Source organism: Variovorax sp. PMC12, assembly GCF_003019815.1.
In the GTDB taxonomy this organism is placed as follows: domain Bacteria; phylum Pseudomonadota; class Gammaproteobacteria; order Burkholderiales; family Burkholderiaceae_C; genus Variovorax.
This window is the reverse complement of sequence record NZ_CP027774.1, coordinates 807,447-819,949: the sequence shown is the minus strand read 5'-3', so window position 1 is coordinate 819,949 and position 12,503 is coordinate 807,447. Positions and strand designations below refer to the sequence as shown.

The window sequence follows — 12,503 nt, the reverse complement described above, 5'->3', positions numbered from 1 at the left end:
AAATGAAAAACCAAACCTCCTTCGCTTCTCTCGCGCTGGCCTGCGTCGTGCTTGCACTCACCGGTTGTGCAGCCACAGGTTCCACCGTCGAGGCGGCCAATCAGGCGCAGGCCGGCTCGCCTGACAAAGAGCAGGTCAGTTTCCCCGCCGTGGACAGCGCATGGCTCAAGGGCGGCACTTTCGTCGACGTGGAGCAGTTGCGTCGCATCGGCCGTGGCATGACGAAAAACCAGGTCCGCGAACTCATCAGCTATCCGCACTTCTCCGAAGGGCTGTTCGGGCCAAACGCGTGGGACTACGTGTTCAACCTGCGCACCGGCAGGGGCGACGAGTTCGCCACCTGCCAGTACAAGGTGGTCTTCAAGGACGGCGTATCCAACGCGATGTACTGGAAGGATCCTGCCTGCGCCGACTATCTGGCGCCCCGCGTCACCGAAGTGGTGCGCCCCGCTCCCGCGACCGCCACGCAGCGCTTCAAGCTCGCGGCCGATGCCCTGTTCGCCTTCGACAGATCGGGCGCCAACGACATCCTGCCCGAAGGCCGCAGGCAACTCGACGCGCTGGCAGAGCAACTGAAAGGACAATACAAGCGCTTCGACACCGTCACTGTCATCGGCCACACGGATCGCCTGGGCGGCGATGCCTACAACCAGGCGCTGTCCATCGCCCGCGCGGCCACGGTGCGTGACTACCTGGTGGCGCGCGGCTTGCCGCAAAATGCGCTGCGTTCCTTCGGTGTCGGCAAGACGCAGCCGGTGAAGCAGTGTGCTGACAGCCTGCCGCGAAGCGAGCTGGTTGCGTGCCTGCAGCCCAACCGGCGTGTCGAACTTGAAATTGCAGGCGAGCAGTAGGTGTCCAGAAGATGCAACCTGACATGAGCGGGCTGATTCGCGGCCCGGCCGTGACGTACACGTCGAGCAAGGTGTCTGCCGTGTGCGCGCGCATCGCGCTGCTCGAAGACTCGCCGGCCGAGGCGCAGGCCGTCATCGAACTGCTGAAGAACAATGGCCATGACGTCATCCACCAGAAGCGCGGCGAAGCATTCCTGGAAATGCTTCGCCGCGAGAGCGTGGACATCTTCATCCTCGACTGGAACGTGCCCGACCTGCCCGGCTACACAGTGCTCCGGCGCATCCGCGACGACCTGCGCCTGAGCGTGCCGGTGCTGATGCTGACGGCGCGCGACGGGGAGTTCGAAATCGTTCAGGCGCTCAACGGCGGCGCCAACGACTACCTGGTGAAGCCCTGGCGTCCCTTCGAGCTGCTCGCGCGCATCCAGGTGCTTCTGCGCAACGCGAAGCCGCGCACGATCGAGTTCGACGGTGAGGAAATCGAGGGCTGGCATTTCAGCTCGGCGGGCCAGATCATTCGCAACGGCAGCGAAGAGTTCCGCGTGCCGCTCAGGGAGTTCGAAGTCGCGCGGCTGCTGTTTCGCCATCTGGGCGAACCGCTGTCGCGCGAGCATCTGAATCAGTTGCTGTGGTCGGGCCAGGCCGCTTCGCGCACCATCGACACGCACGTATCGCGCGTCAGGACCCGCCTGGGCCTGACGATCGCCAAGGGCTTCCAGTTGCAGGCGCTCTATGGATTCGGCTACCGTCTGGATCGCCTCGAATGACGGCGCGCTGGTGGTGGTTGCTCGCAGGGCTTGCGGGCACGCTGTCGGCGCAGGCCGAGCCTCCGGCGCCTGATGCCGGGCTAGATGCAGCGCCCCGGCTGGCGCCGCATGTGGTGCGTGCTGGCGAAACGCTCTGGGAGATTGCGCGCACGCACCTGGGCCGCGCGCAACTCTGGCCCGCGGTGCGGGACAGCAACGGCGTGGGCGAGCCGCGGCAATTGCAGATCGGCACGGTGCTGCAATTTGCCGAGGGTGGCGCGGATGCCGTGGTGGTCGCGGCGAGCGGCGATGTGCGGGTGTCGGAACACGGCGGCGAAAGAGGCACAGGCGACGCCATGGCCGCGATGCGCGTCGCCAAAGGCGCGCTGGTGACTACGGGCCCGGACGGCTTCGTCACGCTGCGCCTGCCCGACGGTTCGCTCTGCACGCTGCCATCGAATTCGTCGGTAAGGCTGCTGCGCTTTGCGATGCCATCAGGCCAGCGGGGCGCCCTGCTGGACCTGCAGGCAGGCGAAGTCGAGTCACGCGTGCCGCCACAGGCCCACCCCTCGGGCCGCGACGTGTTCCAAGTGCGCACGCGCATCGCAACCGTGGGTGTCCGGGGCACCCGTTTCCGCGTTAGCGTGACAGAAAAAGACGAGGTGGCTGTAAGCGTGCTCGAAAGCCGCGTGGTGGTGCAGACCGGCGGCCTTCCGGAGATCTTCGTTTCCGAACTCGAAGGCGCGGTAGTGGGAGGCCATCGCCCGACCGCGGCCGCCACGCCGCTCCTGCCGGCGCCAGAGTTGTCCGGCGCGGGGGAACCGCAGAACCAGCCGGGCGTGCTGCTCGCCTGGCACGAGGTGGACGGAGCCAGCGGCTATCGCGCCCAGATCGCGCGCGACGCGCTCTTCCTGGACCTCGTGGCCGAACAGCGCACCGCGCGTACGGGCGGGCGTGAACTTGCGCTGTTCGAAGGCATCGCGCCGGGCAGCTACTTCTCGCGCGTCGCAGCCGTGAACTCTGACGGCGTCGAGGGACGCGCGGCCGTCGGCAGCTTCTCCAGGGGTGTCGCACCACAGTCGCCGGCCGGCGGCAGCGCTCGCTGGCTGGCCAGGGCCGGCGCCATCGAATTCGAATGGGAGCCGGTACCCCGTGCCTTGCACTGCTTGGAGATTGCCGAGGACCCGGCCTTTTCGCGCATGATCGTCAGAGCCGATGGTCTCCAGGCCCACGCCGTGCGCGTGGCCGCGCTGCCGCCGGGCCAGTACTACTGGCGCGCCTGCGCCGCAGTCGTCGCGCAGGGCCAGCGCAGCGTGAGCTTCGGGCCGACACTGCCCTTGTGGGTGGAGGGCGCACGCTGATGCCTGCAGCGGCCGCACGTTCCACATTGCGTCGCCTGCGCCAGGAGTGGCTCATGTGCTTGATCGTGGTGCTGGGCTTTGCGCTGCTCATGCAGCGCACCAACATGCTGGAGCGCTTCGACCTGATGCTCTATGACGCGCTGGTGCGCGCCGACATACAACCCACGCGCGACGACATCCTGATCATTGCGATCGACAACGCCAGCCTGCGGGCACTGGGCCGCTGGCCCTGGCCCCGCGATGTGCACACCAGGCTCTTGCAGCGGCTGGCCGCGGCCAGGCCGCGTGCGGTGGCGTTCGACATCATCTTCAGCGAGCCCGCCCGCAGTCCTGCATCCGACGCCGGGCTCGCGCGTGCGTTTTCAGCGCTGCGCGACGTGTGCCCGGTGTTCCTTCCGGTGAGCCTTCATTCGCCACTGGTGAAAGGGCGCGCGCCCGAGGTGCTGTACCCCTTGCCCCTGATCGAGAGCGCGGTGACCGGGCTGGGCCACATCCACGTGGAGGTGGACCGCGACAACGTGGTGCGAAGTCTCTACATGCAGGAAGGCATCCGCGAGCAACGCTGGCCTTCGCTATCCGTCGCGCTCGCGCGGGCCAGCGGCGTCGACGTGCCGAAAAGCGGCGTCGACGCACCGCCGGACGGCACGGGCTGGTCGCGCACTTCTCGCATGCTGATTCCGTTCTCGGGCCCACCGGGGCACTACCGGTCGGTGCCTTACGCCAGCGTGCTGAGCGGCGAGGTGCCCGATGCCATGCTCCGGGGAAAGACCATCCTGGTCGGGTTGACCGCAACCGGCCTCGGAGACCAGCACCCGACCACCGTCTCCGGCGGCTCCGGACTCATGCCGGGCGTGGAAATAGGTGCTGCCGCACTGGACGGCCTTCTGCGCGGACAGCTGATTGCGCCGGTCAGCGTTCGGGTTCAGACCCTCGTCACGGCGCTGGCACTGCTCGGCTGGATGACGTGGCTCTGGCGCTCGGGGCCGCAGACATCCCTGCTGGGCCTTCCGGTGTTTTTGCTGGCAAGCCTCGCGACCACGACCGCCCTGCAGTTGGGCGGTCATCTGTGGTTTCCGGTAAGCATCTGCCTGGCGGGTTCGCTGCTCGGCTATGTGCTCTGGAGCTGGCGACGCCTGATGGTGCTGCTGGCGGATTTGTACAAGCGCGCCGACGCGATGCAACCGGCGCCGTCCAAGCCGTCGCGCGATGGATGGCAGAACGTGGTCGATGCGCTGGACCGCGGCTTCCAGGCGGAGAAGCAGGCCCAGCGCCAACGCACCGAGGCCCTGCAGTTGCTGTCGCACGACCTGCGAGCGCCGCAGTCCGCCGTGTTGGCCTTGCTGCGCACGCAGCCGCCGCTCACGCCCGCCAGCGCGATGCTGTACGAGCGCATCGAGCTTCAGGTGCAGACCACGCTCTGGCTGGCAGACGACTTCGTGCTGCAGCTGCGCGCGGAGGGCGAGCGCTATGTCTGCGAAGAGGTCGACCTGGCGCAACTGCTGATCGAAGTTTTCGAACGCGCGTGGCCGCTTGCAAAAGACCGCGGCATCGAACTGCGGCTGAGCCTGCCCGACAACGACGCGAGCGAAGACTCCGCATGCTGGCTCCTCATGGAGCCGCGCCTGCTGGGACGGGCGTTCTTCAATCTGATGGAAAACGCCATCAAGTACAGCGCGGCCGGCAGCCGGACCGAGCTCGGCCTGGCCTGTACCGCAGGGGATGCCGCGGCCGTGGTGACGGTCAGCGACCAGGGCGGAGGCATTCCGTCTTCGGCGCTGCCCTATCTGTTCGACCGCTACAGCCAGTTCGGCACAAGCGATACGAAATCAGACGCCGCAAGAGGGCACGGGCTGGGGTTGCGCCTGGTCAAGACGGTCGTGGAGCGGCACGGTGGCACCGTTGCAGTCAGCAGCACGCAGGGGCATGGCAGTGTATTCACCGTGACGTTGCCGATCGCCAGGGCATGACATGGCCTGCGAAGTCCTGGTCGAAACGGCGCTACGGCCGCAACCAGATCCTGAGCGTCACGTACACCGCATAGCCGAGGCCGAGCACCATCCAAAGCAGGAAGAACATGTTGGCCCAGTAGTCGGCCGCATTCGCAGCCAGGGTGTAAAGCTGGCTCTGGCAGCCTTTTCCAACACACGGGATCTCGCGGCGGATCAATCCGCGCATCATGAAGAAAAACAGGGTGCAGGCAATGCCGGCGGACATCAGCAGGCCCACGGGACCCAATGGCCCCTTGGCGAGTTCGTCGTTCTCGTCTCGAGGCCCCTGGCGAAGAAGCTTCTGCCCATACCGGTACCAGAAGAAGCCCAGCAGGAGCATCAGCGAGTAGTAGATGACTTGTCGCATTTCGTCGGTTGCGCCATGACTGACGCTCTCCCCTCGGGGAACGGATCGGCAATCCTCCCGAGAGCGCACGGGGCCTGTCGCGCAGGCTTGTTGCCAAGCCTGGCTGCGGTCAGATCAGGCGCTCGCTGGAGACCAGCCTCCGATACTACTTGGGCGAACAGGTCAGCTTCAAAAGCTTGCAAACGTTGAATGTTCCCGGCGGCATCTTCAGTGTGTGCCTGTTGCGCACCAAGCTCGGACAGATTCCGATCGCCGTCGCAAATGCCTCGGGTCAGAAGGCACTCTTGACCACACCGCCGTCGACGCGAAGTGCCGCGCCCGTGGTTGCTGAAGCGAGCGGGCTTGCCACGTAGGCCACCAGCGAGGCCACCTCCTGCGGCGAAGCGAAGCGCTTGATCAGCGATGTCGGGCGGACGTGATCGAAGAACTCCGCTTCGACCTGCTCGAAGCTCTTGTCGCTCGATCGCGCCATGCCTTCCACGAAGTCGCCGACGCCGCGCGATTTCGTCGGGCCCGGAAGCACGCTGTTGACCGTGATGTTCGTGCCGGCGACCGATTCCGCAAGCCCACGCGAAACCGCAAGCTGCGCGGTCTTGGTCATGCCGTAATGGATCATCTCGGTGGGTATCTGCACTGCGCTCTCGCTCGAGATGAAGATGATCCTTCCCCAGTTCGCTCGCTTCATCTCCGGCAGCACCAGGCGCGCAAGGCGCACGCCGCTCAGCACGTTCACGTCGAAGAAGCGCTGCCAATCTTCATCCGGAATATCTTCGAAGGCCTTGGCCTCGAAGATGCCCAGGTTGTTGACGAGGATGCCGATGCCGGGGTGACGGCGCACCGCCTCCTCGGCGGCGTCGGCCCGGCTGAGGTCGCCGGCATGGCCGAGCACCGTGCCTTGCGTTTCCGAGCGGATGCGCTCCACCGCTTCGTCGACCGCCGCCTGCGATCTGCCGTTCACGATCACGCTTGCGCCCTCCTGGGCCAGCGTGCGCGCGATGGCGTAACCGATTCCGGCGGTGCTGCCACTCACCAGCGCGAGCTTGCCGTTGAGTTGAAGGTCCATGTTGATTCTCCTTTGTCGATTCGACGTTTGTGCCCGTTGAGTTCCACTGTTCGAGCCCTCAGGCTAGCCGAGGAAGGTGATCAATGCCGGTATGACCTGGTCCGGCGCCTCTTCCATGAGCCAGTGCCCGGACCCTTTGACGATCACGCCCTGCACGTTGGTTGCGACCATCTTGCCCTGTTCGATAAGAAAAGTCCCGCCGGCCTTTTCGCCGGAGAGGACCAGCATCGGCATGGGCAGCGGCGTCTTGCCCATTTCCGCAAACTCGGCGGCGTCCTGCTCGAAGGCCTTGAAGTATTCGAATCCGGCACGCATGCCGCCCGGCTGCGCGTAGGCCTTGGCATAGAACCGGCGATCGGCTTCCGGCACCGAGTGATTCGGGTCGGCCGCAAAGTCGTTCCAGAAATGCTCGAAGTAGATGCGTTCTCGCCCGCTCACAAGCGCCAGCGGCGTCTTGCCGTGGAAATGGAAATGCCAGAGGTCGCGCAGGAGCCAGACCTTCTGCCATTCGCCGATGCCGGGCAGGAACGCGTCCATGAGCACCACCTTGTCGGTCTCGGAAGGAAACTGCGCGGCATACGCGTAGGCCACCATCAGGCCGATGTCGTGGCCGACGATGCTGGCGCTTCGAATGCCGAGCGACCGGACGAGCTCGTGGATGTCGACCGCCATGTTCTTCTTGCCGTACCCCGTCTCGGGCTTCGACGAACTGCCGGCGCCCCGGAGGTCGGGCACGACCACGGTGTGCGTTTTCGCCAGCAGCGGCATCAGCGGGTTCCACATGTGCCCGGTCTCGGCGTAGCCGTGCAGCAGCACCACGGCCGGCCCGATCCCGCCAATGCGGTAGTGGATGCGGGTGCCGTTCACCTCTGCCGTGCCTGCGCGGAAGCCTGGCACCGCGTCGACGACAGGTGCGGCGTGCGCCGTGGCGCCCATGGTCAGCGCGGCACCAGCCGCCATTGCTCCAGCGAGCAGCGCGCGGCGGGTGGGGATGGGATGGGTATCGGTCATGCTGAGATCCTTTCTGTCGGTGTCTGGGGTGAGGAGAATTTATGATTCAGCTTCACTTCCACAAAGGCCCCAAAAGTGGTTTACTCATTCAGCTTTCATGAATGATTGGAACCGACGCCCATGGACCGATTGCGTGCTTACGAGGTGTTCGTCACGGTGGTCGCGCGGGGCAGTTTCACCAAGGCGGCCGACGCGCTGGACACCTCCCCGGCCAACGTGACGCGCTACGTCAACGAGTTGGAAGCCCACTTGCGCACACGGCTGATCAACCGCACGTCGCGCCGCCTGTCGCTCACCGAAGGGGGTGAAGCATTGTTCGACCGGGCGAAGTCGATTCTGGAAGAAGTGGCGGAGACCGAAGCGCTGGCCACCACCGCGTCGCTCCAGCCGCGTGGGCGCCTGCGCATCAACGCGCCGCTGAGTTTCGGCAGCCTCGTGCTGGCGCCCCTGTGGCCGCAGTTCATGGCGAAGTATCCCGATGTCGAGCTGGACATCGCGCTCATCGACCGCGTGGTCGACATCGTCGAAGAGGGCTACGACCTGGCGATACGCATCTCGCGGACCACGTCGGGAAACCATATCGCACGGCGCCTCGGCCGCTCGCAGAACCTGGTCTGCGCCTCGCCCGAATACCTCGCGACCCATGGCATGCCCAAGGTCCCGGCGGACCTTTCGCGGCACCTGTGCCTGGGCTACACGTACGGCGCGACATCCGATGAGTGGCAGTTCGCCGGCCCCGGCGGAACACTGGAATCCGTGCGCGTGCGCTGGGCCTTGCGGGCCAACAACGGCCATACTGCTCGAGCCGCGGCACTCGCAGGCGTCGGCGTCATATGGCAGCCGAGCTTCGTGGTGGGCCACGATGTGCAGGCCGGACGATTGGTCGAGGTCATGCCCGGTTATCGCATGCCACCCATCGACATCCTGGCGATCTACGCAAGCCGCCGACACCTCAGTGCAAAGGTGCGGGTGATGGTCGACTTTCTGGTCAATGCATTTCAAGATTCGCCGTAGGGGGAAGGCGAATTGGCGGCGGTTGGCAGCTGATTCAGGAAGCTCCGGACCACAAGACGCACATGGCAGGCGCATCCATGGCGCAGGCAGACAAGCGCCGCCGCGAGCCCCAGCCAGACGATGCCCCCGCGAAAAACCCCGGATCAGGAAGCTGGAACAATCCGGCCACCATGGACGGTCTCGATCTCATCAAAACATTTCGCGAAGTTGCGTTTCGGCGCAGCTTTTCCCGCGCGGCGATTTCTCTGGGCATGTCGAAAGCCACGGTCAGCCGCTACGTCGCGGAACTCGAAACCCGCAGCGGCGTGCGCCTGCTGAACCGCTCCACCCGCTCCCTGAGCCTCACCGACGCCGGCCAGGTGTTGCTCGACCGCAGCACCGAACTGGTGACGATGGCCGAGAACACGCTCAACGACCTGCAGGCGCACGGCTCGCATCCGCGCGGAAGGCTGCGCATGAGCGCGCCGCACGGGCTGATCGCGGGGTGGATGTCCGACGTAATCGCCGAGTTCATCAAGCTCTACCCCGATGTGTATGTGAGCCTGGTCTTCACCAACGGCGAGGTCGACCTGATCGGCGAAGGCATCGACATTCACTTGACCGGCGGGCGCATCGACGACATGAACCTCATCGTCCGCCGGCTGGTGCAGTTCGACATGGTGGTGTGCGCCTCGCCCGCCTACTGGGCACAGCGCGGAATTCCCCAGGTGCCGGAAGACATGGGCCGGCACGACGTGCTGAGCTATGCCTCGATGCCGACCACGCACCTGCCCTTCGAGACCGGCGGGAAGGCGCACGAGGTGGCGGTGCACAGCCGCATGGAGGCCAACGATGCCGTGGCGCTGATCGAGCTGGCGTTGCGCGGCGTGGGCGTGGCCTACGTGCCGGAGCCGCTGGCGCAGTCGCACCTGGAGCGCGGTGCGCTGGTGCCGGTGCTGCGCGAGCACATGCCGCGCGATCACTGGCTGTACGCGGCGTATTCGCAGCGCCGCCACAACAGCGCGGCGATGCGGGCGATGCTGGATTTCCTCGAACAGTCGATGGTCATTGAAGACAGTGACCCGGTGCTGCCGCCCATGCCCGCGCCATCGCCGGTGTCGCCGCCTACATGCGCCCTTTCCAGGGCACAAGGCGTCGCTCGAGCCACCGCATCAGCAAGTCGAACAGATAGGCCACCACGCCGATGACGATGATGCCCATGATGACGATGTCGGTGCGCAGGAAGTTCGACGCGTTCAGCACCATCTGACCCAGCCCCATGTTGGCGGCCACCATCTCGGCCGCCACCAGCGTCGTCCAGCCGAAGCCGATGGCAATGCGCATGCCCACCAGGATGTCGGGCAGCGCCGAGGGCAAGATGACGTGGCGGATGACCTGCATGTAGCTCGCACCCATCGAGTACGCGGCGTTGATCTGTTCCTGCGAGGCGCTGCGCATGCCCGAGCGCGCGGCCAGCGCGAGCGGCGCGAAGCAGCTCAGGAAGATCAGCAGCACCTTCGGCAGCTCGTCGATACCGAACCAGATGATGATGAGCGGCAGGTAGGCCAGCGGCGGCAACGGCCTGTAGAACTCCAGCGGGGGATCGAAGATGCCGCGCCAGAAGCGGCTCATGCCCATCGCGATGCCCACCGGAATGGCCGTGGCGCAGGCCAGGAAGAAGGCCGAGAACACGCGGAACATGCTCGCCAGGAAGTGCTGCCACAGCGGCTTGTCGTTGGCCTGTCCGGTGAGGTATTCGTAGAACTGCTGGAACACGGCCTGCGGCGTGGGCAGGAAGAGCGGCTTGACCCAGCCCATGTTGGTGACGATGAACCACAGCGCCACCAGCGCCACGACCGTGACCACGCTGATGGTCACGCTCGAGCCCTCGCCCGGCACCTTGAAGGCGCTGGTCTTGAGCTTGGCGCCTGCTGCCGCGGGAGCGGGCGGCGCGGCAAGCTTGGACGGTGGCGGTTGCGTCATGACGGCGCTGGGCGATGCAACGGTGACGACCTCATGCATGGGCGGCCTCGCGGTGATGGATGATGGACAGCACTTCCTCGCGCATGCGGATGAACTCGGGCTCCGACTTCACCTTGCGCGAATCGCCGTGCGACAGGTACTGGCGTGAGAACGGCACGTCGTCGTAGACGTGCGAGATGCGCCCCGGGCTCGGGCTCATCACGATGAGCCGCGTGGCCAGGAACAGTGCCTCTTCCACCGAGTGGGTGATGAAGAAAACCATCTTGTTCGACTTGGACCAGGCCTGCAGAAGAATCTCCTGTACCTGCTCGCGCGTGAACGCATCGAGCGCACCCATGGGCTCGTCCATGAGCAGCACGGCCGGGTCGCTGGCCAGTGCACGCGCAATGCCCACGCGCTGCTGCATGCCACCCGACAGTTCATACACGGCGCGGTCGGCGTATTTCTGCAGGCCGACGAGGCCGAGTTTTTCTTCGGCGATGCGGTCGCGTTCGGCCTTTCCCACACCGCTCAGGCGAAGGCCGAGCGCCACGTTGTCGCGCACGTTGAGCCAGGGCATCAGCGCATGTTTCTGGAACACCACGCCACGGTCGGCACCGGGGCCGGCCACGGGTTTGCCGTCGAGCAGGATCTCGCCGGTGGAAGGCGGCAGAAAGCCCGCGATGCTGTTGAGCAGCGTGGTCTTGCCGCAGCCCGATGCACCGAGCGCGACGACGAAGTCGCCGTCGTGCATCGTGAGGTTGACGGGGGCCAGCGCCTGCAGCGTGCCGCCCTTGACGGCGTAGTTGACCGTGAGGTCGCGGATGTCTAGCGTGGGCATTCAGTTCTCCAATGCGGGTTGCTGTCTGATTGCTTGCTGTCGTTGCTCATTCGGGGCGTGTGCACAGGCCACCGGGTACTCCCCTCGCGAATGTCCCCCGCCCTTCGGGCTCCTCCTTTATTTCGCTGCGGGGAGCACGCGGTGCCCTGTGCACTGGGCACGCTGCTGGTCTGCGGTCGATCAGCCAGTGCTCTGAACGATCACGCCGATGGGGTGCCTTGCGCAGCGAAATAAAGGAGGAGGGGCGAAGCCCCGGGGGACATTCGCGGAGCAAGGTACCCCGTCGGCGTGAGCGCGCCCCAAAAAACTACTTCCCCATCGCCTTGTCGACATAGGCAGTGGTCACGAACGCGCTGTAGTCCGGCTTCACCTCCTGCACCCGCCCCTGCTCCTTCAGGAAGGCCGCCGTGTTGGCCATCGCCTTCGCGGCACCACCGCCCAGCCAGGTCGGAGAAACCTGCTCCGCCATCGTCGGGAAGGTGTACAGCGCCATCGCAGCCCCCACATCCTTCGGGTCGGCCTTGGTCCACTTGGCCATGGCCTTGGTCTGCGGAGAATCGGGCGTCCAGCTCTTGCCGGTGGCCTTGTACTCCTCGTTCGCGCGGTTCAGCGCCTTCACGAAGGCCACCATGAAAGGCTCGTTGGCCGCTGCCCACTTGGCGTTGACCACGATGCCCTCGAAGGTCGGCGCGCCGCGCTTGCCGATGCTGCCCGACGTGGCGATGGTCTTGCCGTTGGCCTTGATCTTCGACAGCACCGGGTCCCAGATGAAGGTCGCGTCGATGTCGCCGCGCTCCCAGGCCGCCGCGATCTCGGGCGGGCGCATGTTCATCACGTTCACGCTCTTGGCGTCGACGCCGTCCATCTTCATGCCGGCCATGAGCTGGTAGTGCGCCGTCGACACGAAGGGCGTGGCCACCTTCTTGCCGGCCAGGTCCTTGATGCTGTTGATGTTGGTGCCGTTGCGTGCCACCAATGCTTCCGCATTCGCGATGTCGGCGGAGATCCAGAACAGCTTGATGTCCTGGCCCTGGCTGGCCGCCGCCGTGAGCGGGCTGGAGCCGGTTTCGCCCATCTGCACGTCGCCCGAAGCCATCGCGCGGATCACGTCGCCGCCGCCCGCGAACATGCGCCAGTTGATCTTGTAGCCCGTGGCCTTCTCGACCTCGCCGGATTCCATCACCAGCCGCAGCGGCACCAGCATGTCCTGGTGGGCGAAGGTGACTTCCTTGGTTTGCGCGAACACCGCGCCGCTGAGCGTGAACGCGGTCGCGAGGGCCGCTGCGCACTGGAGGGAAAGACGTCGGGACAAGGTCATCT

12 protein-coding genes are annotated in these 12,503 nt (G+C 65.7%); 6 read left to right on the top strand and 6 right to left on the bottom strand.

Features of this window, described 5'->3' with window-relative positions:
- The first annotated feature begins 47 nt into the window (after positions 1-47).
- The 4 genes from C4F17_RS31200 to C4F17_RS31185 are packed head-to-tail and all read left to right on the top strand — an operon-like array spanning position 48 to position 4,925.
- Entirely contained in the window at positions 48-851 is an 804-nt protein-coding gene (locus C4F17_RS31200; protein WP_234383053.1) for an OmpA family protein, read from the top strand.
- A 23-nt stretch (positions 852-874) separates the two neighbouring features.
- Positions 875-1,618, top strand: a complete 744-nt coding sequence (locus C4F17_RS31195) for a response regulator transcription factor (RefSeq protein WP_159053788.1) — start codon at positions 875-877, stop codon at positions 1,616-1,618.
- Positions 1,619-1,635: 17 nt separating this feature from the next.
- Positions 1,636-2,958: a FecR domain-containing protein gene (locus C4F17_RS31190; RefSeq protein ID WP_159053787.1), complete on the top strand. Its 1,323-nt coding sequence runs from the start codon at positions 1,636-1,638 to the stop codon at positions 2,956-2,958.
- A gap of 53 nt (positions 2,959-3,011) precedes the next feature.
- Complete coding sequence (locus C4F17_RS31185; RefSeq protein WP_159053786.1) at positions 3,012-4,925, top strand: CHASE2 domain-containing protein; 1,914 nt, start codon at positions 3,012-3,014, stop codon at positions 4,923-4,925.
- A 31-nt stretch (positions 4,926-4,956) separates the two neighbouring features.
- On the opposite strand, the gene C4F17_RS31180 is transcribed toward C4F17_RS31185, so the two are convergent.
- The 3 genes from C4F17_RS31180 to C4F17_RS31170 all read right to left on the bottom strand — a co-directional run bounded on the left by C4F17_RS31180 (position 4,957) and on the right by C4F17_RS31170 (position 7,387).
- A complete protein-coding gene (locus C4F17_RS31180) occupies positions 4,957-5,313 on the bottom strand; it encodes a hypothetical protein (RefSeq protein ID WP_106938251.1) in 357 nt (118 codons plus the stop codon).
- 271 nt (positions 5,314-5,584) lie between these two features.
- The gene (locus tag C4F17_RS31175; protein ID WP_081267585.1) at positions 5,585-6,376 is read right to left on the bottom strand and encodes an SDR family NAD(P)-dependent oxidoreductase; all 792 of its coding nucleotides are present in this window, start codon (positions 6,374-6,376) and stop codon (positions 5,585-5,587) included.
- 63 nt (positions 6,377-6,439) lie between these two features.
- Positions 6,440-7,387 (bottom strand): alpha/beta fold hydrolase, encoded by a 948-nt coding sequence (locus C4F17_RS31170; RefSeq protein WP_106938250.1) that lies wholly within the window; start codon positions 7,385-7,387, stop codon positions 6,440-6,442.
- Between the two features lie 120 nt (positions 7,388-7,507).
- Here C4F17_RS31170 and C4F17_RS31165 point away from each other — a divergent pair, with 120 nt between their 5' ends.
- Positions 7,508-8,401, top strand: a complete 894-nt coding sequence (locus C4F17_RS31165; protein ID WP_106938249.1) for a LysR family transcriptional regulator — start codon at positions 7,508-7,510, stop codon at positions 8,399-8,401.
- A 170-nt stretch (positions 8,402-8,571) separates the two neighbouring features.
- The gene (locus C4F17_RS31160; protein WP_106938248.1) at positions 8,572-9,588 is read left to right on the top strand and encodes a LysR family transcriptional regulator; all 1,017 of its coding nucleotides are present in this window, start codon (positions 8,572-8,574) and stop codon (positions 9,586-9,588) included.
- On the opposite strand, the gene C4F17_RS31155 is transcribed toward C4F17_RS31160, so the two are convergent.
- The 3 genes from C4F17_RS31155 to tauA all read right to left on the bottom strand — a co-directional run bounded on the left by C4F17_RS31155 (position 9,506) and on the right by tauA (position 12,501).
- Entirely contained in the window at positions 9,506-10,363 is an 858-nt protein-coding gene (locus C4F17_RS31155) for an ABC transporter permease subunit (protein WP_081267794.1), read from the bottom strand. The two genes, C4F17_RS31160 and C4F17_RS31155, sit on opposite strands and share 83 nt — an antisense overlap.
- 31 nt (positions 10,364-10,394) lie before the next feature.
- Complete coding sequence (locus tag C4F17_RS31150; protein WP_081267583.1) at positions 10,395-11,183, bottom strand: taurine ABC transporter ATP-binding protein; 789 nt, start codon at positions 11,181-11,183, stop codon at positions 10,395-10,397.
- A gap of 307 nt (positions 11,184-11,490) precedes the next feature.
- Positions 11,491-12,501, bottom strand: a complete 1,011-nt coding sequence (gene tauA / locus C4F17_RS31145) for a taurine ABC transporter substrate-binding protein (RefSeq protein ID WP_081267582.1) — start codon at positions 12,499-12,501, stop codon at positions 11,491-11,493.
- Between the last annotated feature and the right edge of the window lie 2 nt (positions 12,502-12,503).